We start from the raw sequence: 21522 nt of genomic DNA, 5'->3' as shown, positions 1-21522 counted from the left end.
CGTTGAGTTGTTGTTTTGTATATTTGATTGAATAAATCAAATCAATCAAAAAAAGCGATTGGTTTGTGATTGTACAGACCGAACTTATTCAAAATATAGACGCTAAATGACAAATTGATTAGGGGCTGGTCGTTTTCTTGTGACGTGACTTGAGGTCTATTTACAGGCAAAACTATGAGCGATAAAAGAGATTAATCCCCCTAAGGGCCTGCTGCTCAATCAAGATCATATGTAGCGCTTTTAATCGGCGCTACACGTTATGGACGGGTATGCTGAATTGGCAAAGTGAAGCGGATTAAAACACCTCCCAGATCGCTGTGTTTTGCTTCTATGGCACCGTGATGCAGCTCGATTATTTTTTCACAAATAGATAAACCAAGACCTGACCCCCCCAAATCTCTACTGCGCGATTTATCGCATCGATACAGACGGTCAAATAGCTTTCCAAGTGCGTCAGAGTTGACACCTGGCGAGCTGTCTTCAAAGGTACAAACAATGGTGTGCTGTTGCTGGAAGACGCTGATTTTGATTTGGCCGGGTTTATCTGTGTAGTGGATGCTATTTCTTGCAAGGTTATTAAACACCTGATTTAACCTACTGATATCACACTCAACTTGAAGTGAGTCTGACAATTGGTTGTGGTAATCGATTTGTAAGTCGGGAGATTCAATGATTGGACCAATGGCGATCAGTAATTCGTCAAACAGCGCTCTGGCTTGTAGGGTTTCAAACTCTAATCGCAAATTATTGGTATCTGCTTGTGCCAGTTCATAGATATCTGCAATCAGGGTATTTAGCATATCGAGTCTACGTTGTAATACTTGATAGGTCGCTTTTGGGTCTTCGGTTAAATTATACTCCAGCGCTTCAATATTCAGTTTAAGCACGGTAAGCGGTGTTCGAAGCTCATGAGACACGTCAGCCAAAAGCTGTTGTTTGAGGTTTAAGCTTTGGTTTAGAAGTTCTGCCTCTTTTTCCATGACTCGGCGTCTTTTTAAATGGTAGAGATAGAACAATAGCAAAAAGTTAGTCAGCACGATAATGGCCGAAGCAAGCAACACTGTGCGTGTTTTTGTGTCCTCTTGTTGCTCGGCAAGCCCTGCTTGCAAGGCGTTGACTTCTAAACTTTTTAATCCGAGTTCGCTATTGAGCTTTTTGGCCTCAAGCCTTGCTGTAATATCTTTTTCAGAGAGTTTTTGCTTATAATTAAAAGCTTGCTCTTGATAACTGAGTGCCAGTGCCAACTCACCTTGCTGTTTGTGTGCGTATGATAAGCTGGTCAGAGTACGAATTTTGATTTGCTCATCGACCAAATCGACTAAAGGAGTAAGCAATGTAATCGCTTGTTGTGGATGTATATGTGATAAAGCTTGCCCTAAAAATGACTGATATCGATTATGAAGTTGTTTATTATTGGAGCCATGGAGTTTGGCTAAACCTGTTCGAATTAAGTTTACAGCCTCTGCAAACTCTTCATTAGCTAACTTAATTTGCCCTTTCGTTGCTAGTGCTTGCCCAATATTGTGAGTGTTGTTCACTTCTTTGAATAAATTTAACGCCTTTTTGGCTGCCAGATTTGCCGCGGGTATGTTACTCAAGTGCAGATGCTGTTGAGCTATGCGTAGCTGAGATACGCCCATGTAATTTTTATCATTTAACTGTGCGTCTAATTCATAGGACTTTTGTAGCGCGTCTAATGCTGCATCATGATCTCCAAGATGCTGGTATATATCCGCAAGGCTGAAATAGGTTGAGGATACGTGCGCTAAGCTGGTTTGTGGTTGCTGCTTTTGAAACTGCAACTTTTGATTAAGCGCATCGAGTGCCTTGTCAAACTGTTTAAAGTCGCGGTAGATACGTGCTTCTGTACTGAGCGCTGCATAAAATAGTTGGACGTGCTCAATTTTTAATGCCGCGTCTTTTGCTTGAAAAACATGTGATACGGCCTGAAAGTAGTCTCGTTGTTCTGAGAGTACGTTGGCTAGCAAGCGGTGCGCATGGCTCAACATTCGCACATCTTGGCTTTCTTTAAATCGCGCAACAGCTTGGCGAAAGTGAATTTCCGCGGACTGATTATTACCAAGCAATAAGGCTAAATCTCCTGAAACCCAGTGGTATTTGCCCTGTAAATTGGTGTTGGGAAAGTCTTGCAAGTGTCTTTTGAGTTGATCCAATCGCTGCTGAGCTTGTTCAAACTGACTTTCTCTGACTAGGTGCAATGCACTTCTATGCAATACATAAGTAAGTTGTTCTGGGCTTAGTGTCTTACTGTGTAAAAGCTCTGTAGCTGTTTTTAGTAAAGCAATTCTGTCTTTTTGCCCTTTAGCTTCAGATAACGCTTTATATTGTGTAAACGTGTCGGGTGCAGCAACAGTCACTGCTGAGGCTGTTATCGTTAATATACTTGCGGCGACAAATCGTTTGAACACGTCATTTCCATAGTTTTTGCATAATATGACAATACTATGGTAACTACGTAGGTGGTGATATCGGTAAATATTATTAACGACAGGGACTTAATATGCATTTTTCTCAGCATCAATACACTTAAATTATAAGCGCTAATATCTAGTTATTATGTATTATTCATTACATCAGAATTTATCATTCAATTTTGTATAGTGCCCTCTTAATTGCACAGTATTGAGTGTGCGCTACTCAATAAATGGTTCAGTAGCACACATGATGCTTGTAAATTCGCTGTACTAGTTCAAATTCACATTTTTTACTTTGGCGACGTTAGAAATATTTACTTCACCTGAGCTATCACTTTTGATCTCTAGTTGTTTCGTATCACTGACGTTAATGTCTCCAGAGCCATCCTCTATTTGAACTTGACCTTGGACTCGGCTGAGCCAGATACTACCTGAGCCATCATCGATCGCTACATCATTGCGAATGTTTTTAACGTCTATATCCCCCGAATCATCTCGCACGTTTAGCGCCAAAGCGCCATCTATGCGTATCTCTCCAGAGCCATCTTGTAGCTCAATTTCACCAGCTATCTGTTTAATCATGATGTCGCCAGAGTCATCATCAATCGTGACTTTTGCACCACTGGTGATATTGATATCGCCAGAACCATCTTCAATGTCGATATTACCGGTAACAGCACTTAAATTGATATCACCTGAATTGTCGTCAATACGCAGATGCCCTGCTACACCATCTATCTCGATGCCACCTGAGTCATCTTTAATCTCTGCGTTACCTTGTATGTCGTTGAGCGTGATATGACCTGAGCTGTCATCAATTACAACCCCCTTTACATTGGCAATGGCCATTGCACCAGAACTATCCTCAACTTCCACCAAAAGCCGTGCAGGTAACCGCACTTCAATATCAATGCGTGGACTTTTATTTGCGTACCAAAGTACACCGATGTGGGGGTTATGCTTTGCGACGAGGTTTGCTTGGTTACCCGAACGTTCTAGCGTGAATGTGTAACTTCTGTCTTCAAAGGTGATTATATTGGCTGTAACCTCGATTTCATCGATGTTTGGTGCCCCTGTTACAACGATGTCACCTGCACCATTGTCAATGTTTAATTGGTTCAAGTTTTCAACAGGTAATGTCAGCGATCGAGTCAGCTCCATGTGTGGCTCTTGAGCATTAGAATCAACATGGACAATACAGCCACCAAGTAATAGTGTGCATAGCAATGGAGACAAAGTTTTCAACATGGTCATTTCTTCCCTTTGGTTATTTGAGTTTTTATGGCTATGTAGTCAGCAATTGCAATGCCAAGTGAAAAAAATCAATAAGCTATTGATAATGTGGGGTTTTTAGTATTTCGACAATGAGCTTAATTGGTCTTATTCACCAAATTATAAGTGTTTTGCAAACAAAATCGTCAAAATGTGTCACACCATTGTCAATTCATTATAGTAGTTTCACCCTGAGGACATTGGCAGGAGACACCTACATGTTGGGAGATCTCACGGTAACTCAATCTAAAGATGAGTGCTGGAAAGATAAAGTTAAGCCCCCAATAGCACCGTCATCAGCACTATTTTTGGGCGTTGGCGACGCGAGCTCAGAGAGTCTAGGTAACTCAGCTTGTGTGCTGTGTAAAAAATCCGAGCCATGGTTACTTATTGATTGTGGTCACGACACAATCACCAGTTACAAACGTGCTTTTTCTAACCAATTACCTAGCCATGTGTTTATAACACATCTGCACTATGACCATATTGGCGGCCTAGAACAGTTATTTTTTAAAGCTGCATTGTCGGGAAAAAAAGTGCGATTATATGTGCCCGTGTTATTGGTTCAGCAGTTATGTGCCATGTTAAGGTATACGCAGTTATCTGAGAGCAAAGCGGATGTTTGGAATACATTTATTTTGCACCCTATTTCAGAATCATTTTGGCATCAAGGTGTTAAGTTATGGGTGTATCCTGTGCGTCATCATGCTCCAAATTCGGCCTATGCTCTGCACCTTCCTGGGGTTGTTTTTTATAGTGGTGATACGCGCCCTATTCCTGAGTTACTCACGCATACAGCAACCGGCGCAGAAACAATTTTCCATGATTGTTCCGTCAATGGTAACCCAAGCCACAGTGGCATAGACGATTTGTTGCGAGAGTATCCAGCAAGCATTTTAGAAAAAATATGGGTTTATCACTACCATAGCGAGCAAGAGCAGAGCGCCTTTAAGCGTGCAGGATTAAAGTTTGTAACCCCCTTCACTATGGTTTCACTTGGTGAAAATCAGCAGCGATAACAATAGGTTTAGGTTGAGCACTTAATCAACTTTTGGGTGTTTTTGTACCCATTAACTGTAAGAAATCGCATTTTAATAACATTTTAAATATTTTCCGTTATACTTGCCCCCATTCAGATGACCCAGACTTCTTGAAGAAGCGCCTTGGCGCTTATCTGCATTGAACCTAACCGCCCATTGCTGGTCTCACGTAAACGTAATGCGATTGCAATGATTAGCCAGTAATGAAGGCGGTAAGCGATGTGTCATCTTGGCTATCAAATAACAATGTAAAAGGGACCCTATGCAGCTAGTCGAGCTAAAGCCTGATGATCCTAATGTGATAGATTTATTTTCTGAAATCGATCGCTTAATGAACACACTTTACCCCATTGCCAGTGACCAGTCTTTGGCACTCGAAGAGTTGAACCAACCAAATGTGCGTGCTGTTGGACTGATGAACGAAGAAGAAATAGTCGCCTGTGGTGCTATCGTAAAGCAGTTTGACAAGAAGTTATACGGCGAAATTAAACGTTTGTATGTAAAGCCCAACTATCGAGGAAAAGGGTTGTCTAAGCGCATTATGCAAATATTACTGCACTACGCCGGTGACGCGCAGATCCCGTTAATTCGCCTAGAAACGGGTATTAAGCAGGAAGAGTCTATTAAACTTTATGAATCCTTGGGGTTTGATCGCTGCGAACGATTTGGTTTATACCGAGACAACCCTTTGAGTGTTTTTATGTCGTTATCTTTGCAGGCCGATTAATTCAGCCATTCACGCGTAATGTTGTAAAGTAGGTGTTTGAGGTAAGTGCCTCAAGCTCTATGATTGCCTCTAGCGGTATGCAAAGCGACTCAGAGTTATGGACTAAGATTAAACATTGGCACTTCTGTTTATCATATATAATGTCTTTTGCATGCCCCGTAAAAGCCTTACCCTCTCGGGTTGTGACACGCAATTCAAAACCTTTGATGCAAGCTAATTCAAGGTAGTCGGTATGTTCACATTTCATCTCAGCCTCCCCGTCATCTTTTTTCTCACTGAGTCAATTGAAGAATCACGATACTTATGCGACCAATGTACCTTGCTTTTGGATAGACAACAAACCAATATTTAGCTAGTTTTGAAAGGTATAGTTCGATTTACGCAGTGATTAAGGACAGGCAATGCGAATTCTGGTGGTCGATGATATAACAACGATGCGTCATGTGATGATTAATATGTTGCGCAACTTAGGGTTTAGTCAAATAGATGAAGCGACTGATGGTAAACAAGCCCTAACCCTTCTAGGAAAGCGCAAATATAACTTGGTCATTTCGGACTTAAACATGCCATTTGTCGATGGCCTGACGTTATTGGATAAAATGCGTTCTACCCCACAGCTTGCTGGGGTGCCAGTACTGATGGTGACTTGTGAAAACACCAAAGAGCGTGTCCAAGAAATTTTATTACATAAGGTGGATGGCTTTGTTATCAAGCCTTTTAATATGGCAACGTTAGTAAAGCAGTTACAGCGCATTAAAATTATAGATGCAAACGGCCAACAGTGTACTTAAATACAATGAGCTTAAAAGGCATGCTCTACTAGAACATGCCTTTTAAATGTCAAAATTACATGGTTTCTGGGAAGCCACGGTCGCGCATTAATGCGCTAACGTCGGCATCACGGCCACGGAATTTACGATACGCTTCAGCTGGGTCCATCGCGTTTCTTACTGCAAATAGATAATCCACAAGGCGCTTAGCCACCTCTTTATCGTAGAAACCACCAGGTGCATTGGCAAACGCTTCTGCAGCATCTGACGTCAGTACCTCAGCCCACAGGTAACCATAATAGGCTGTAGCATAACCTTCACCAGAGAAGACGTGACCAAATTGCGTTGTTCGATGGCGCATTACCACTTCACTAGGCATACCGATGGCTTCTAACTGTGCTTTTTCAAATGCAACTGGGTCCCCAATTTTGTCAGGATCTGTCGTATGGAACTTCATATCCATGATGGCAGAAGCGAGATACTCAGTTGTAGCAAAGCCTTGGTTAAAAGTAGCTGATTGCTTTATTTTCTTCACCAATGCTTTTGGCATTGGTTTGCCAGTTTCATGGTGCAACAAGAAGCGGTTAATGACTTCATCTGTTGACAACCAACGCTCTAATAGCTGTGATTGGAACTCGGTATAGTCACGTACACCAGAGTTAGAGCTTGGATATTTAACATTAGAAGATAGCGCGTGAAGTGAGTGACCAAATTCGTGGAAGTAGGTTTCTGCATCACTCCAAGATACCAGTGTTGCCTGCCCTTCAGGTGCTTTTACAAAGTTTGAGTTGTTGGTGCTCAAAACATTTGTTTTACCATCAAAAGATGTGTGACTTCTAAAAGAAACAGCCCATGCACCAGAGCGTTTGCCTTTACGTGCAAATGGGTCAAGGTACCACAGGCCGATATGTTGACCAGTCGTTTTGTCTTTGACTTCCCACACTTTTACATCTTCATGGTAAACAGGAACCGATCCATCTGTGATTGGTGAGAATTCATAGTTAAACAGGCGATCTGCGACATAGAACATGGCATCAGTCAGTTTGTCTAGCTGTAAGTATTGCTTGATTTCATTTGAATCTAAGTCGTATTTTGCTTTACGAACTTTTTCAGCATAGAAGCGGTAATCCCACGGCTCTATTGTGATGTTTGCCCCTTCTTTGTTTGCAATTGCTTGCATGTCAGCGACTTCTTCTTTTACGCGTGCAATCGCTGCTGGCCAAACCTTGTCCATTAAAGCAATAGCGTTTGCCGGTGTTTTGGCCATGCGATCTTCAAGACGCCAATGAGCATAGTCTTCGTAACCAAGTAGCTCTACGCGTTCACGACGCAATTTCAAAATTTCCGAAATGACGGCTTTGTTGTTATGTTCGCCAGCATTGTTGCCTCGGCTGTAGTAGTTTTGCCACACTTGCTTACGCAACGCTCGCTCCGTTGAATAGGTTAAAAACGGATCCATAGACGAGCGTGTGTTTGTAATTGCGTATTTGCCTGGTTGACCTTTTTTCTCAGCTGCACTTGCTGCTGAGTCAATAAATGCTTGAGGCAGGCCTGAAAGCTGATCTTTAGTTAGGAAAGTCGTATAGCCCTCTTCGTCTGCAAGAACGTTATTACCAAACTTGGTATACAGATCTGACAATGCAAGGTTAATTTCTGCATAGCGGGCAGCAGCTTTTCCTTCTAACGTAGCCCCATTTCGCGCAAAGCTATTGTACTGTGTCCAAGTTACACGCTGTTGTTCTGGTGATAGCGTTTTATATTCTGGACTTTCATATACCGCTTTAACGCGTTTAAATAGCGCTTTATTTTGGTTTCTTTTTGACTCAAACTCAGAAAACTTAGCCATAACTTCAGCTTGTTTTTCACGTACTTCTGCTGAGGATAAGTTTGTGATATAGGTTACAAAGTATGCATATAGTCTTTCGGTTGCACTTCCAGAGCGTTCGAGCGCCACAATGGTATTTTCAAATGTTGGGGCTTCTGGGGTATTAACAATGGCGTCAAGCTCGCCAAGATGCTCTTTTAAAGCCGTTTCAGCTGCTGGCACTAAGTCTTCTAACTTCATTTGGCCAAATTGAGGTACACCTTGGTACGGGCCTGTGAATTCGTTTAAAAGCGGGTTAGTGTATTGTTTTTGAACTTTTTCTACCGTAACTGATTCAGGTGAGCTGGAAGTGGTTCCGCACCCTGCAAGTGCTAAACAGACCGCCGCACTTAAAAATGACATTTTTAATTTCATAGTGTTCTCAGTATGCTCTGATTTCTTAATTGTGAGTAATAAAATTGCAATGTTGACCAAAAATGGTGCCTGTAACCTATGTTGATGGGTCTTCAGGCTTGCGATATTTGGGACATACTACTGTAATCGCGCATCAGAGCCAAACAGATACGTGGGAAAAGTTTTGCTAATTGTAACAAGACTAATTTACTATTCATTGGTCGCTTATTATGAATAATTCATCGAAATTTTAGTGAAATCTAAAATTTTTTAGTGGGCTTTTTGGAGTCTCGACTTTTTCATAAAAGTTTCCCTTGATTGTTGGTTAAAATTGAGCCACTTTAACTAACACATACTCTGATCCCGTGATGACATCATGGAAATTGGTATCTTTATTTATAACGGTGTAGAAGCCTTGGATTTTTGTGGTCCGCTAGAGGTATTTACAACCGCTTCTCGTATCGCCAACAGGCCGATTAATGTCAGTCTAATTGCACCAAGTCAGGCGCCAATTAGGACACGAGGCGATGTCTCGATAAACCCCCATTTTTGTATACATGGCCACCCCCGTTTTGATTTATTGATTGTTGCTGGTGGTAAATTAGATCGCGTGATTAATAATCAGGCCGTACTTGATTGGCTTGCTGAAACTGCCACACATACACGACATTGTGCGTCAATATGCAGCGGTGTATTTTTGTTTGCTAAAGCTGGGTTGATCGAAGGTAAAACGGTTACTACGCACTGGCAACGTATCGATGAGTTAAGTGAGCAGCATCGCCATCTTCATGTCATCAATGACAAACGTTTTGTCACAGATCAAAATTTTACTAGCTCTGCAGGTGTCGCATCAGGGATTGATATGAGCTTGGATATGGTTAAAAAACGATTTGGGTTCGAAGTTGCGAAGAAAACCGCGCACCAGATGGACTATCGCTGGAGTGAAATTTAATTGTTGATGGTTAATCGTATTAAACTTTTTTCTAATTAAATCAATAGAGCGGCCGATATGCTGTGTACGAGCTTCGTTGAGTGAAAAGGAATATGAGAACAAAAAACACAGTATATTTAGCCCAAAGTTTAGATGGCTATATCGCAGATCAAGATGGTGGTATTGACTGGTTATCTGAGATAGATAACCCTCAGCATAGCGATTTGGGGTTTGCCGAATTTATGGCTGATATAGACGCGCTAGTTATGGGGCGAAACACATTCGAGCAAGTTATTGGCTTTGGTCAGTGGCCCTATGATAAACCTGTATATGTAGTCAGTCATAGTTTGGCAAAATTACCGCCCCAAGTTCAGGGAAAAGCTTATTTAATAAGGGCTGGAGAACACGAGCTGATTGGTCAGCTGAGTAAATTAGGGCATCATCGTCTGTATATAGATGGCGGTAAATTAGTACAAAACTTTATTCGTGCAGCCTTGGTCGATGAACTAATAGTAACCACTGTCCCCGTGATTCTTGGAAGTGGCATTAGGTGGCTACCCGACACTAAAATCACCCACAAGATAGAATTGGTTTCTTCGCAAGTTCTGCTTAACCAGCTAGTTCAATCACATTACAAAATACACCTTTGAGAACTGTAAAGGGGCTTTACAAAGGATATCGACCCTATCAAGACTCAGCTGGCAATAGCATGTGATACTCGTACTCGTCTTCAGAAGTAATGACAAAGCCTAATTTTTGATAAAGGTAAAGTGCGGGGTTTTCTTTCAATACTGTTAAGTAAGTTGGTAGATTTGCATGTTCAGCGACAATATATTGGACAACGGCCCGTCCCAGCCCTTTGTTTTGATATTGAGGCGCAACTTGCAATTGCATAATCTCGAGTGATTCTTGCGTCGAGAGGTATTTTAATGTGCCGACTTTGACGTCGTCGATAAATATCAAGTGTGAACACTTATAATGGTCTTCCAAACGATTTAGGTGCGCTTCATGGCTCAAGAATATGCCTTGGCGTTCGAGGTGTTCTGTCATTGTTTGTTTACGCAGAGTCAACAAGTAGGGCTTGTCTTCTTCTTTGGCGGCCTTTAGCGTTATTTTCATACTCAACCTTTCCTTGATGATAGAGCTAAAAAAAGAATACATTTATACGTTAAGGCTTAAAAATGACAAATAACCTTTTTGTATGCAAATAAAATTTTACGCGGGCTTATTATAGAAATTTTATCATGTTGACCACAGCCTTTTGTTGAGCAAGCGTTACTTACAAAATCTAAATGGAGGGATCATGCAAGATATCATTTGTGAACGAACTCAAGAAAAAATACCACTTGATCTGCTACTTGAAGCAGACCCGTGCGAAGTGCAAATTGCGTCATATATTGATGATTCATTACAATTTGTGGCAAAGAAAAATAATAAGATTGCTGCGGCTTGTATTGTAAAGCCCCTTTCCAGCTCGAGTTGTGAAATTTGTAATATCTCTGTTTGTCCGTCTATGCAAAGGCGAGGCATTGGTACGCAATTATTGTCTTTTGTGTTAGCTCAGTTGAGAGATTTGAAATTTCAAAGAGTAGAGCTTGGCACGGGTACTTTTGGTTATCAGTTAACTTATTATCAGCGATTGGGATTTCGAGTCGAGCGTGTTGAGGTAGATTATTTTGCGAGGTATTACAGTATGCCATTATATGAACAAGGCATACTGCATAGAGACAGGTTAAAGCTCTACCTTATTTTGTAAGTTTAGGTTTGCGTACAGGCTAGACTGCCTAGCCTGTACGCATTGATTTGAGTTTTTATCTTGTTACGAAACCGCCATTGACAAATAGCGTTTGTCCAGTTGTCCATTGCGCTTGTTCAGATGCCAGAAAACTTACCATTGGCACGATGTCTTCTACTTTACCAAGCCTATTTGAGACACTGGCCGCACTTAAATACTGTACTGACTGCGGATCTTCTTGCGCATGGAAAAATGCGGTATCAATAGGACCTGGACATATTGTATTGACCGTGATCCCTCTTGCACCAACCTCTTTGGCTAGTGCTCGAGTAAATTGCTCCAGTGGAGCTTTTGAGCCCGCATACAAAGCATAGTTGCCTGTAAATGCACCAAGCAAAGAAGTACCAATATTAATTACCCTGCCATTGTCCTCTAGTCTTTTTGCTGCATTTTGCATGATAAAAAATGCACCTTTGCAGTTTATGTTAAATAAGGCATCAAACTCCTGCTCTGTATAATCAACAAACGCTTTCTTTAGCACCGCCCCAGCATTGTTAACGACTATGTCCACTTTTCCAAAAGCTTCTATGCCCTGTATAAAGAGGTTTTCAGCAGCGGATGCACTACTAATATCTCCTTGTACGACCAACGCCTTTCTACCTAAATCTTTCACCATGTGTGCTGTTTTTTCAGCATCAGTTAAAGAGGCTTCACTGTGGTAATGAACAATGATATCGCACCCCTGCTCAGCAAGGTTACATGCGAATGCTTGGCCCATGTTACGCGCTGCACCTGTTACCAAAGCAACTTTACCCGATAAAGGCATTTTCATAAATTTCTCCTTTGCATAATCTTTGAACGCCTTTAACTATAGACTTATTGCAATATCTTTGGGTATGGAGTAATTTTAAATTTATTAAATGCAAAAAGTGCAATAAGACGCTATGGCTACCGAATTCAGTAATGAGCAGCTATTTTTACGCGTTGTAGAAGCGGGCAGTTTTAAAGCCGCAGCTGAGCAGTTGGCTCTTGATCCTTCGTTGGTGAGTAGGAAAATAGCAGCATTGGAACAAAGATTAAGCGTAAAACTACTGGCTCGCTCTACCAAACGTTCCTCACCTACTGAGGCGGGTGAACAGTATTACCAAGGCTTAAGAAAGCTATTGGATGAAATGCAGGCACTGGAGTCGCATATTTTGCAGAATAATGATATGCCCTGTGGCATGTTGCGAGTGGCTGCCCCTCATGATTTTGCGATACAGTTTGTGTTACCTGTACTCGCTCAAATGAGCAAACTTTATCCAGCATTGAGCGTAGACTTAATTTTGTCCAGTCACTATGAAGATTTGATAGGGCAGGGCATAGATGTTGCTGTCAGGGTGGGGGAGTTAACTAGCTCAAGTTTAATCTGTCAAAAGCTGGGAGAAGTACAAAGAGTATTAGTGGCGTCAAATACGTACTTAATGCGAAAAGGTGTACCTAAGAACGTAGAAGCCTTGAGCGAACATGATTTTGTTTTCTATTCGAGCGCTCAGACACAGAAGCCAATAGATATAGGCGCTAAGTCAATTAAGGTCCAAGGGCGCTTTATTGTGAATAGTGTCAGTGCTTTAAAGGATTTGGTATTACAAGGTCAAGGTATACATTTGGGTCCTGTGTGGGCATTCAAAGAAGCGCTTGATCAAGGCGAAGCTGTGCAGTTATTTAAAGACCAACCTTTGAAAGCATTCCCGTTACATGTACTGTACCCCAGTCGAGCATTCATGCCTGCAAAGGTCAGAGTTTTTATTGATAAATTACGTATTACATGCCAAAAACAGGGTCTTGGCTAAACAAGATAACAATTAGCTTTGGGATGTTAAAGATTACATAGTGTGATCAGAGAGGTCATATGGAAAAAGTCAGTATTTTTGTAGATGTACAAAACGTCTACTACACAACTCGAAGCGCCTTTAAAAGAAACTTCGATTACAATCAATTTTGGGTATTAGCGACGAAAAACCGAACAGTGGTAAACGCCTATGCCTATGCCATAAACAGAGGCGATGAAAAGCAGCGCCAGTTTCAAAATATTCTCAGGGCCATAGGGTTTGACGTTAAGCTTAAGCCGTTTATTCAGCGTTCAGATGGAACCGCGAAAGGCGACTGGGATGTAGGCATTACAATTGATGTTTTAGAGTGCGCTAAAGAGTCCGACATCATAATTTTGGTCTCTGGCGATGGGGATTTTGATATTCTGGCCAGCACAGTCAAAGAGAAGTTTGACACTCAAGTTGAAGTGTATGGGGTTGAGGCGTTAACTGCGAAAAGCCTAATTGATGCGGCAACCCGCTATAACCCGATACAGGGCGAGTTATTACTGTAATTGGTATCTAGCGGAGACTTTTTCAATTGCACTCAAACATTGTTCAATACGAAACGAATGAAAAATTAGTGAGTACCTTAATTATGCGCTCACTCGCTTTATCATTGACCTAAGTGCTGGATATCAAATCCCGATGCGGTGTGTTTTGAAATTGCGCTCGTTATATATTGAGAGTAGCCTTGAGCTGTTGACAGCTATTTTTTTGTAAGTGTCCTCTGAACAGTTTTGCTATTTTTTCTTTAAGCCATTTGGGGCCACTGTCCGTCATGTCGTTGTGTTTGGCATTCGGTATTTCGATAATGCAGCTGCCATAGCGTGTTTGCTCTTGGTCTGTGTGCAGAACTCCTTTATCTGCCGGAAAATCACTGGCACGTATTGATAAAACAGATACTTGCTTATCACGCGGGAGAGGCACTCTTCTGTGATCTAGTGTGACAAGGCCACTGATAAAATCAGGGCCTTGATTGATGAGAAGCGCCGACAGATCTCCGCCATTTGAATGACCAACGAGTAGAATTTGGTCAAAATCAAAATGTGTCATCGTTTTCATAAGTCGTGAGCGAATAAACTTAAGTGTAGTCGCACCTCTTTGCCAGTTCTCTAGGCGGGTCTGGTATAGATCTCCAGATACCGATAAGGGGGGATCTGATTTTAACTCATGTCTGATAGCAACAGATAGATACCCGTTGGCTGATAGTTGTTTACTAAGGAAATGGTATTCTTGATGTGATACGCCGTAACCAGCACTGACAAATGCCACTGGGCAAGGTTGCTGTGCGGTACAGCGAGTTGGATCTTGAGGTTGCACCAATTGAACGGGTACAGACCTGTTTCGATGCTGGTCGTAAAGTGACTCAATTTGTGTCGTTGAAGCATAAGCTGATGCTGTCACACTGACACATAAAGCGACTAGGATTGTTTTCATTAAAGGTCCTTTTTATTATTTGTGCGCAGTATATAGCTTGCTTTCAGTCGAGTAAATTAATGATAAGTATAAAAATTTAGACTGTAAATGGCCTTTACAGTCTAACAAAAGTAAATGGCTCTATATGTGACCAAATTTACCCGCATGGTAATCTCGCACAGCTTGGGCCAACTCGTCCTGAGTATTCATTACAAATGGCCCCATATGGGCTATTTTTTCTTTAATAGGTTGACCTGCGAGTATAAGCAAACCAGATTCGACGTCGCCTCCATGCAACTCAATTGGGTGCTGAGGGTCAATTGTTACCATGTAACCCGCTGTGAAATTCTTATCTTTGAGCGCACCAGTGTGAATATACGCCATCACTTTACCAAAATGAGATAAATCGAGTTGTAGTGAGCTTGAAGCTGGCATCGTTATATCACATATTGCACCATCACCTGCGAGATCATTGAGCCCTGACGACACCTGCTGATCCTCTAATTGCCATTGACCTGCAAGCGCTGTTATTTTTGCACCTGAACGATTGGTGATACTTGGAAGCACTCGCTCGCTTGAATCTTGATACTTAGGCGCATTCATTTTATCTTTCGCGGGCATATTGAGCCAAATCTGAAACCCATGCATGCCTTTTTTAGCATCCGCAAGTGGCATTTCAGAATGAATGACACCACGGCCAGTGCTCATCCATTGCACTTGCCCAGCCCTAATCGCTTTTTTATTACCCATCTGGTCCTGATGTTCGAAACCGCCCTTTATGATATAAGTGAAGGTTTCGATACCGCGGTGTGGGTGTGCTGGAAAACCAGCTATGAAGTCCTCAGGATTATCTGACTTTAGCTCGTCAATCATCAAAAATGGGTCAATACTTTTACCATCAAAGCCAGCAATTCGTTTTATGTTTACGCCTGCACCATCTTGCGTCAGTTGTGCTTTAGTAACGTTCAAAATTTTCATAGTTACCTCTAGTAATATGTTCGATTAAGGCTACTTTAAAATTATTTGGTACTGGATAAAATTGACAAAAAACGATGATTTCATTCTAACTAAGAGAATGTTCTACAGCGTGGGGTAGACTGCTTGAAGAAGCTGATTAAGGAAAGTACTGGGTGTTTTTGATAACTTGCTGTTCAGCCTGAGAAATCAACTTGGCAAGCTCTCCCGAATGTTGCATTTCAATAATCTTTTGATTCACAATTGGTACTAAGTGCTTTTGTGAGTGGTGAATGTAATGAAATAACTCAAGCACAGCCAAGTTTTTCGGGATGGGTACTACGTTAGTTATACCGAGCTCATCTAAGTGTACTAAGCCATCAACTCGATTGGTGAGTGCTACGTCCGCCAAGCCGGCAGAAACAAGTCTTAGGATTTGCTTCGTTGTGTCCATGTCCTCGACAAACTTCATGCCTTTGGTGATGTTATTTGTGTGCTTCACCCCGCGCACTTTAACGATGTGGTATTTCTTCAGATCTTCTACAGACTCAATTTTTATTTTGCTGTCTTTGCGAATAAACGCCATTGTTTCTAAATAGTAGTAAGGTGTGGGCACGCGTACAGTGCTGGGCGTCTCGGCGCCATAGCTAAAAATTCTCATAATCTCACCATGTTTAAGCCCTGTTTTGGCTTCAAACTGTGCTCTTTTGCCCGGTAACGGAGTAATGGTGATATCAATGTCCAAGCGCTTGTATATTTCTGGCAGTACAATACGGCCTATTTCCTGCTCAATAAGATAGTTAATTGAAACAAAGTGGTAAGTCTCAGCGAACAGAGGTCTCGATAATAGGAACAACAAGACGGCAAACAGGTACTTCATTCTTGGCTTTGATGTATAGGTGTTTCAAATAGTATGAGTATAGCGTACTGAATCGTTAAGAAAAGTCGTCTGCTTATTTGTGCCCATAGAAGCAGACGCGAACAGAGAGTTTGGTATACTGTTTAGGTTTTTGTATTGAGGTGTATCACAGTTACTTTTGAATGATCCATAGCGACAAAAAATGAGTACCTTTAACCAATTCTATTCTTATCTTTATCAGTATGCTTTGAGGAATGTATGGCAGAAAAAAGTAAAAAAGTGCCCTCGTCACGAGTATCTAGACTAGCGCATTTAGGCGGATTAGCCGGTAAAGTTGCGTCCAATATTATGTTTAGTGGTGCTAAGCAAGTTTTATCAGGCCAGCCCGTTACGCGTAAAGGGTTACTTCTGCAACCAAAGAATATTCATGCAGTGGCTGATAAGTTAGCCCACTTGAGGGGGGCTGCGATGAAACTTGGTCAATTGCTCTCAATGGATGCAGGCGACCTGCTGCCTAAAGAACTCTCTAGCTTATTGGAAAAGCTTCGCGCAGATGCTCAACCAATGCCTCATAGACAATTGATAGAGTTGCTAGAAAGTAATTGGGGACACAACTGGTTGGATAAATTCAGTCATATTGAGTTACGCAGCTTTGCGCGTGCGTCAATTGGGCAAGTGCATAAAGCCACAACTGAATCTGGTCAAAAGTTGGCACTTAAAGTTCAATATCCTGGTGTTGCCAATAGCATCGATAGCGACGTGGACAATGTTGCTATGCTGATCAAGTTATCGGGACTCATGCCTAAACAGGTCGCACTCGAGCCTCTGATGATTGAAGCTAAAAAGCAGTTGTTGGTCGAGACAAACTACCAAATTGAAGGGCAAAGGCTGATAGAGTTTGCTGATGGGCTAAGGACACACCCTCAGTTCAAAGTGCCCCAGTTTATTCCGGAGTATTCGACAGATAATATTCTTGCTATGGAGTTTGTTGATGGTCAACCTCTCGAGGATTTTGCCAACAGCAGTGTTGAATTAAGGTGCGGTATTGCAAGTGACTTAATTTTACTATTCTTCATCGAAATGTTTGAGTTGCAAACGATTCAAAGTGACCCTAATTTGGCTAACTACCTGTATGACGATCAGCAGAATAAATTGGTGTTGTTAGATTTCGGCGCGTCTCGCAGTATTGAAAAATCATTAGCTTCAGGATATTGGCTGCTGTTAAAGGCGGGTTTAGACAACGACCGTGCACTAATGGTTAAAGCTGTGCAGCAAATTGGTTACTTTGATGAAGAGATAGATGCAGTATATCAAGAGTTAGTACTCGATATATTTCTTATGGCAACGGAGCCCCTGAGAGCCAAGCAGCCGTATGATTTTGCCACAAGTGACATCGCTATGCGGATCAGAGATAAGGGCATGTCTTTGAGCACAAGAGAAGGTGAGTGGCATACTCCCCCGATTGATGCGCTGTTCATTCATCGCAAACTTGCAGGATTGTATTTAATAGCGGCAAGACTTGAAGCGCATGTTGATGTCGCCGAGCTATTTAGCCGCTTTGAACAACCTCAGGTGCCTTAAGGCACTTTAATGTGATCAAACAATCAATAATCTCCGTCTTAGCGCCAATTTGGGTAGTTTATGCTGTCAGCTGTGTGCACACCAGCAATAAACTACTTTGGCTCGCACTCGAATTTACTGACAATAGTCATATCTTTTTGTGACATAACTCACTCAATAACACACTTTCCTTGTTACATACTTTAAATCTTTCAATGCAGTGGTTACTTATTAAAAGGGCGGTGAGAGTTAAATGGAATGGGCAGTCAGTTTAGACAAAATTAACTTCTCTTATGGGGATAAAGAGGTCATTAAAGATCTGTCATGCCAGCTGGCACTAAGCAATATTTACACGTTACTGGGTGAGAATGGTGCGGGGAAAACAACCCTTATAAAATTATTATTGGGTCGGTTGAGCCCGCTATCAGGGCAAATATCAATACTAGGCCATAAACCAGGTTCGCAGGCAGTAAAAGGCTGTGTTGGGGCTATGCTTCAAGTTGGAGCATTACCGAGCAATATTCGTGTGATTGAATATATTCACCTATTTCAAAGTTATTACGATAGCCCAATGAGTTGGCAAGGGGCTTTACAATTTGCTGAATTAGAGAAACAGAAAACGACTTTTTTTGGTCAATTATCAGGGGGAGAAAAGCAACGCTTGCTGTTGTCGTTGGCCTTAATCGGCCAACCAAAGTTAGTTTTTTTAGATGAGCCGACATTAGCAATGGACGTACATATGCGACAGCGCCTCTGGCAAAAGGTGGTTCAATTAAAAGAGCGTGGGACCACTGTGATACTGACGACGCATAATTTACAGGAGGTTGAATCAGTAACCGATCAAGTGTTGGTGTTGCGAGACGGAGAGATTGTTGCGCAAGGTACGCCTAGTCAGCTTAAGTCTCACTTACAACGCAGTGAGCTGCGCTTCTTCAGTGACAAGTCCGAGGTAAAAATAAAATCTTTGTTACCTAATTTTATGGTTCACAAAGAAGGTCAAAAAATTTATATCGCAACCGACGATGCCCCAAAAGTGATTTCATTGTTGCGACAACACAGTGTGGCAATGCATGACTTATCGGTAACTCCACTGTCTTTAACTCAAGCCTTTATCGATATCACAAGAGGGAAGTTGCCATGAAAACAGAGTTCAATTCGCTATTTATAGAAGCAAAACTAGATCTGCTTTGTGGGTTGAGAACGCCTAGCTTTGCTGTGCCTACACTTGTATTTCCGGTGCTGTTGTATTTGTTTTTTGGGGTTTTTATGATGCACGGAAAACAACAGGGTAACGATGAGGTAAGTATTTACACTTTAGTTAACTACCTCGTTTTTGGTTTGATGGCACCTGCATTGTTTAGTTTTGGTGCCAATGTGGCGCAGGAAAGAGAAAGTGGCTGGTTAGAGCTTAAGTTAATATCGCCTCTGCCACCATTGTACTACCTGTTTGCGAAATGCCTGAGCGCGCTGATATTTACCTTATTGATTGCCGTGTTACTCTTTTCTACAGCATGGCTAGCTGGTGCAGTGCATATATCATTACTTGCGTGGGCAAAGTTACTTGCATTGGGGCTAGCTGGTACTTTTCCATTTTGCTTTTTGGGTTTAGCCATCGGGCTTAAATTTAGTGCAAAAGGGGCAATGGCAATAACTAATTTGGTTTTTTTACCCATGGCAATGTTGTCAGGCCTTTGGGTACCTATTTTTTTAATGCCAGAGTTTTTGCAGCAGTTTGCTTGGATATTACCCAGTTATCACTTATCCCAACTTGGGCTTTCAATTGTCGGGTTAGGGCAGGGATATAGTATTTTCTTCCATCTTATTGCTTTGTCACTCATTAGTATCATTTTTGCAGTTATTGCCGCGGCTCTGTATCAGAGTCAAGGTATGCCGGTGAGAAAAAGGCATCGTCCTTGAATAAGATATGCATATAGCATGTTTCCATCCCAAAGGTGTCTATTTAAAAGTCTATGTCATAATATTCAAAATATTGTCAAAGAGTGTACAGAACTGGTTAAAAAGTGTAAGCGAGTACTTGCTTATTTTAAGTATAATACAGTTTAAGGAAGAACTCAGGGTATGATAGCGCTCTGCTTACATTGCAACGGCCTAATTGGCATTGCAAGCATCCATACTTATTCCATAATTTAGCCTCAGACTAAGTTTCTTTATGCGAATTGATTTTGGGTGTGGTTATGAAGAAGGTACTCGGTTTCATTGCGGCAATAAGCGCATGTTCTGTACACGCAACAACTTCGGTGTTCATTGATATCAAGTCGCAGGTACCAAGTATAGAGACGGAGATAAGGTACTTCGGAGGCGACAACTTTGTTGGTGGGCGTATTGATGGGTATTTGGCACCTAAATGCTTACTTAGCCCTGCTGCTGCAATGGGTGTCGCAAAAGCCCAGCAGGCATTGGGTGAGTTTGGTCTTGGGTTAAAAGTATTTGACTGCTATCGACCTCAGTCGGCAGTCGATCACTTTGTGCGTTGGGCTAAAGTATTAGAAGATACAAAACATAAAGCAAAGTTTTATCCCGACGTACCCAAGAGTGAGTTATTCCAAAGAGGCTATATTGCCGCACGGTCTGGACACTCTAGAGGCAGCACGTTAGATGTTACTGTAATCGATTTAGCAACCAAAGAAGAGTTAGATATGGGCTCTGGATGGGATTATTTTTCACCTGTGTCGTGGCCGAGCTACCAAGCCATTTCAGCTCACCAACGAGCGAATCGTATGTTGCTTGCGAAAGTCATGAGCAGTGCTGGGTTCATGGGACTTACAGAGGAGTGGTGGCATTTCACGCTGTTAAATGAGCCATATAAAGATCAATATTTTACTCATCCCGTACAGTGACCTCTCCACAGCATGCTAGTTTGTAAACAAACGTAAAGAATAAATTTTTATTCAAGTTATTGAGTTGCATAAGTCAAGCGGAAGTCACACTATCAATGTGAATATTTTGTGATTATAAAATGGCACTAATAACTTGAATAACTTGAGCACACCATTTATTGTACCTAAATATTCTATAATTGTTAAAATAGTGATATGTATAAGGGAATAGCCAGTGCAGTATTATTGCTGATAGGATGCCTCATTTGGGGTGCCTTTAGTGATGTATGCGCCAATGGATTGAAATACTATGCTATGAGCACGGCATCGCCTGATGTTTTGTTACCTAAATCGCAACTAGAACAGCTACTTGAAACACCTAAAGAAAACTACCTCGCAATTAACAAAGCATCGACGAATGCGAAAAAAGCCCTTATAAAAAACCATCAATACATTAGCCAATCTTACATCGAGTTTGATATTAGGCGTATTAAGCAGTTAAAGAAGCATGATGTGATTGCCTTCTATGTACCTCAACTTCAACGTAGCTACATTATTTCGGTAAGTGGTGTGCGCAAAGAAAAGCTTGGCAACTTAGCCCTTTTTGGCTATTTGCATGATGATAAGAGCCAGCGTAGGGTATTGGAGCTAAAATTGTCAGGTCTTTCGGTATCTGGTCGCTTTAAGACATTGAGTGGTGAGTATTTATTCCGCTCCCATGCTCAATACGGTTGGATTGCGTCAGAGTATGAAGGCCATAGGCGCTATTTGAAATACCCAGAATCCGAAAGCAAATTAGAGGTCATTGCGCGTAAATAGCCATATGCAATACGCGCAATAGTGCTTTAAACACGCCTAATCAACGTTTATCTCAAGATAATACTGCCATTATCCTCCAGTTAAAGAGACACATTT

Annotated in this window: 22 protein-coding genes; 13 read left to right on the top strand and 9 right to left on the bottom strand. The window is 41.6% G+C overall.

What is annotated here, in order from left to right:
• Positions 1–257: 257 nt before the first annotated feature.
• Positions 258–2429: an ATP-binding protein gene (locus tag N480_RS12435; RefSeq protein WP_063372826.1), complete on the bottom strand. Its 2172-nt coding sequence runs from the start codon at positions 2427–2429 to the stop codon at positions 258–260.
• Between the two features lie 276 nt (positions 2430–2705).
• Positions 2706–3689 carry a DUF4097 family beta strand repeat-containing protein gene (locus N480_RS12430; protein WP_063372825.1) on the bottom strand — a complete coding sequence of 328 codons (984 nt, stop codon included), beginning with the start codon at positions 3687–3689 and terminating at the stop codon, positions 2706–2708.
• A 236-nt stretch (positions 3690–3925) separates the two neighbouring features.
• Between N480_RS12430 and N480_RS12425 the strand changes: the two genes are divergently transcribed.
• Together N480_RS12425 and N480_RS12420 are read left to right on the top strand one after the other, a co-directional pair.
• Positions 3926–4726 (top strand): MBL fold metallo-hydrolase, encoded by an 801-nt coding sequence (locus N480_RS12425; protein ID WP_063372824.1) that lies wholly within the window; start codon positions 3926–3928, stop codon positions 4724–4726.
• 283 nt (positions 4727–5009) lie between these two features.
• Positions 5010–5474 carry a GNAT family N-acetyltransferase gene (locus N480_RS12420; RefSeq protein ID WP_063372823.1) on the top strand — a complete coding sequence of 155 codons (465 nt, stop codon included), beginning with the start codon at positions 5010–5012 and terminating at the stop codon, positions 5472–5474.
• A gap of 1 nt (position 5475) precedes the next feature.
• On the opposite strand, the gene N480_RS12415 is transcribed toward N480_RS12420, so the two are convergent.
• Positions 5476–5721 (bottom strand): Rho-binding antiterminator, encoded by a 246-nt coding sequence (locus N480_RS12415; RefSeq protein ID WP_063372822.1) that lies wholly within the window; start codon positions 5719–5721, stop codon positions 5476–5478.
• A 187-nt stretch (positions 5722–5908) separates the two neighbouring features.
• On the opposite strand from N480_RS12415, the gene N480_RS12410 reads away from it, so the two are divergent.
• Positions 5909–6265, top strand: coding sequence for a response regulator (locus tag N480_RS12410; RefSeq protein ID WP_419554941.1), 357 nt, complete (start codon positions 5909–5911; stop codon positions 6263–6265).
• A 55-nt stretch (positions 6266–6320) separates the two neighbouring features.
• Here the strand turns inward: N480_RS12410 and N480_RS12405 are convergent, their stop codons facing one another.
• A complete protein-coding gene (locus N480_RS12405) occupies positions 6321–8483 on the bottom strand; it encodes a M3 family metallopeptidase (protein ID WP_063372892.1) in 2163 nt (720 codons plus the stop codon).
• Positions 8484–8838: 355 nt separating this feature from the next.
• Between N480_RS12405 and N480_RS12400 the strand changes: the two genes are divergently transcribed.
• The gene (locus N480_RS12400) at positions 8839–9414 is read left to right on the top strand and encodes a DJ-1/PfpI family protein (protein WP_063372820.1); all 576 of its coding nucleotides are present in this window, start codon (positions 8839–8841) and stop codon (positions 9412–9414) included.
• A 92-nt stretch (positions 9415–9506) separates the two neighbouring features.
• Positions 9507–10043, top strand: a complete 537-nt coding sequence (locus tag N480_RS12395; RefSeq protein ID WP_063372819.1) for a dihydrofolate reductase family protein — start codon at positions 9507–9509, stop codon at positions 10041–10043.
• A gap of 37 nt (positions 10044–10080) precedes the next feature.
• On the opposite strand, the gene N480_RS12390 is transcribed toward N480_RS12395, so the two are convergent.
• Positions 10081–10512, bottom strand: a complete 432-nt coding sequence (locus N480_RS12390) for a GNAT family N-acetyltransferase (RefSeq protein ID WP_063372818.1) — start codon at positions 10510–10512, stop codon at positions 10081–10083.
• 184 nt (positions 10513–10696) lie between these two features.
• Here N480_RS12390 and N480_RS12385 point away from each other — a divergent pair, with 184 nt between their 5' ends.
• Entirely contained in the window at positions 10697–11149 is a 453-nt protein-coding gene (locus N480_RS12385) for a GNAT family N-acetyltransferase (RefSeq protein WP_063372817.1), read from the top strand.
• A 55-nt stretch (positions 11150–11204) separates the two neighbouring features.
• Here the strand turns inward: N480_RS12385 and N480_RS12380 are convergent, their stop codons facing one another.
• On the bottom strand, positions 11205–11960 hold the full coding sequence (locus N480_RS12380; protein ID WP_063372816.1) for an SDR family oxidoreductase: 756 nt from the start codon (positions 11958–11960) through the stop codon (positions 11205–11207).
• Between the two features lie 112 nt (positions 11961–12072).
• Between N480_RS12380 and N480_RS12375 the strand changes: the two genes are divergently transcribed.
• Positions 12073–12960 carry a LysR family transcriptional regulator gene (locus tag N480_RS12375; RefSeq protein ID WP_063372815.1) on the top strand — a complete coding sequence of 296 codons (888 nt, stop codon included), beginning with the start codon at positions 12073–12075 and terminating at the stop codon, positions 12958–12960.
• A gap of 59 nt (positions 12961–13019) precedes the next feature.
• Entirely contained in the window at positions 13020–13493 is a 474-nt protein-coding gene (locus tag N480_RS12370; protein ID WP_063372814.1) for an NYN domain-containing protein, read from the top strand.
• A gap of 160 nt (positions 13494–13653) precedes the next feature.
• On the opposite strand, the gene N480_RS12365 is transcribed toward N480_RS12370, so the two are convergent.
• From N480_RS12365 to N480_RS12355, 3 genes are all read right to left on the bottom strand, one after another.
• Complete coding sequence (locus tag N480_RS12365) at positions 13654–14418, bottom strand: alpha/beta hydrolase (RefSeq protein ID WP_063372813.1); 765 nt, start codon at positions 14416–14418, stop codon at positions 13654–13656.
• Positions 14419–14538: 120 nt separating this feature from the next.
• Entirely contained in the window at positions 14539–15375 is an 837-nt protein-coding gene (locus N480_RS12360) for a pirin family protein (RefSeq protein ID WP_063372812.1), read from the bottom strand.
• A 136-nt stretch (positions 15376–15511) separates the two neighbouring features.
• The gene (locus tag N480_RS12355) at positions 15512–16231 is read right to left on the bottom strand and encodes a substrate-binding periplasmic protein (protein ID WP_063372811.1); all 720 of its coding nucleotides are present in this window, start codon (positions 16229–16231) and stop codon (positions 15512–15514) included.
• Positions 16232–16468: 237 nt separating this feature from the next.
• Between N480_RS12355 and N480_RS12350 the strand changes: the two genes are divergently transcribed.
• The 5 genes from N480_RS12350 (at position 16469) to N480_RS12330 (ending at position 21426) form a co-directional block, all read left to right on the top strand.
• Positions 16469–17791 (top strand): ABC1 kinase family protein, encoded by a 1323-nt coding sequence (locus N480_RS12350; protein WP_063372810.1) that lies wholly within the window; start codon positions 16469–16471, stop codon positions 17789–17791.
• 232 nt (positions 17792–18023) lie between these two features.
• Entirely contained in the window at positions 18024–18911 is an 888-nt protein-coding gene (locus N480_RS12345; protein ID WP_081231862.1) for an ABC transporter ATP-binding protein, read from the top strand.
• The gene (locus N480_RS12340) at positions 18908–19687 is read left to right on the top strand and encodes an ABC transporter permease (RefSeq protein WP_063372809.1); all 780 of its coding nucleotides are present in this window, start codon (positions 18908–18910) and stop codon (positions 19685–19687) included. The genes N480_RS12345 and N480_RS12340 overlap by 4 nt, the downstream gene beginning before the upstream one ends.
• 278 nt (positions 19688–19965) lie before the next feature.
• Complete coding sequence (locus tag N480_RS12335) at positions 19966–20628, top strand: M15 family metallopeptidase (RefSeq protein ID WP_081231861.1); 663 nt, start codon at positions 19966–19968, stop codon at positions 20626–20628.
• Between the two features lie 195 nt (positions 20629–20823).
• Complete coding sequence (locus N480_RS12330; RefSeq protein WP_155732839.1) at positions 20824–21426, top strand: hypothetical protein; 603 nt, start codon at positions 20824–20826, stop codon at positions 21424–21426.
• Positions 21427–21522 lie beyond the last annotated feature (96 nt).

This window comes from Pseudoalteromonas luteoviolacea S2607, from assembly GCF_001625575.1.
GTDB lineage: Bacteria > Pseudomonadota > Gammaproteobacteria > Enterobacterales > Alteromonadaceae > Pseudoalteromonas > Pseudoalteromonas luteoviolacea_E.
The sequence above is the reverse complement of the archived record's forward strand: the minus strand, read 5'-3'. Positions and strand labels throughout refer to the sequence as shown.

Coding starts and splice junctions, on each gene's coding strand:
- N480_RS12430 (WP_063372825.1), bottom strand. CDS start 3,689: ATGACCATGTTGAAAACTTTGTCTCCATTGCTATGCACACTATTACTT.
- N480_RS12425 (WP_063372824.1), top strand. CDS start 3,926: ATGTTGGGAGATCTCACGGTAACTCAATCTAAAGATGAGTGCTGGAAA.
- N480_RS12420 (WP_063372823.1), top strand. CDS start 5,010: ATGCAGCTAGTCGAGCTAAAGCCTGATGATCCTAATGTGATAGATTTA.
- N480_RS12415 (WP_063372822.1), bottom strand. CDS start 5,721: ATGAAATGTGAACATACCGACTACCTTGAATTAGCTTGCATCAAAGGT.
- N480_RS12410 (WP_419554941.1), top strand. CDS start 5,909: ATGCGTCATGTGATGATTAATATGTTGCGCAACTTAGGGTTTAGTCAA.
- N480_RS12405 (WP_063372892.1), bottom strand. CDS start 8,483: ATGAAATTAAAAATGTCATTTTTAAGTGCGGCGGTCTGTTTAGCACTT.
- N480_RS12400 (WP_063372820.1), top strand. CDS start 8,839: ATGGAAATTGGTATCTTTATTTATAACGGTGTAGAAGCCTTGGATTTT.
- N480_RS12395 (WP_063372819.1), top strand. CDS start 9,507: ATGAGAACAAAAAACACAGTATATTTAGCCCAAAGTTTAGATGGCTAT.
- N480_RS12390 (WP_063372818.1), bottom strand. CDS start 10,512: ATGAAAATAACGCTAAAGGCCGCCAAAGAAGAAGACAAGCCCTACTTG.
- N480_RS12385 (WP_063372817.1), top strand. CDS start 10,697: ATGCAAGATATCATTTGTGAACGAACTCAAGAAAAAATACCACTTGAT.
- N480_RS12380 (WP_063372816.1), bottom strand. CDS start 11,960: ATGAAAATGCCTTTATCGGGTAAAGTTGCTTTGGTAACAGGTGCAGCG.
- N480_RS12375 (WP_063372815.1), top strand. CDS start 12,073: ATGGCTACCGAATTCAGTAATGAGCAGCTATTTTTACGCGTTGTAGAA.
- N480_RS12370 (WP_063372814.1), top strand. CDS start 13,020: ATGGAAAAAGTCAGTATTTTTGTAGATGTACAAAACGTCTACTACACA.
- N480_RS12365 (WP_063372813.1), bottom strand. CDS start 14,418: ATGAAAACAATCCTAGTCGCTTTATGTGTCAGTGTGACAGCATCAGCT.
- N480_RS12360 (WP_063372812.1), bottom strand. CDS start 15,375: ATGAAAATTTTGAACGTTACTAAAGCACAACTGACGCAAGATGGTGCA.
- N480_RS12355 (WP_063372811.1), bottom strand. CDS start 16,231: ATGAAGTACCTGTTTGCCGTCTTGTTGTTCCTATTATCGAGACCTCTG.
- N480_RS12350 (WP_063372810.1), top strand. CDS start 16,469: ATGGCAGAAAAAAGTAAAAAAGTGCCCTCGTCACGAGTATCTAGACTA.
- N480_RS12345 (WP_081231862.1), top strand. CDS start 18,024: ATGGAATGGGCAGTCAGTTTAGACAAAATTAACTTCTCTTATGGGGAT.
- N480_RS12340 (WP_063372809.1), top strand. CDS start 18,908: ATGAAAACAGAGTTCAATTCGCTATTTATAGAAGCAAAACTAGATCTG.
- N480_RS12335 (WP_081231861.1), top strand. CDS start 19,966: ATGAAGAAGGTACTCGGTTTCATTGCGGCAATAAGCGCATGTTCTGTA.
- N480_RS12330 (WP_155732839.1), top strand. CDS start 20,824: ATGTATAAGGGAATAGCCAGTGCAGTATTATTGCTGATAGGATGCCTC.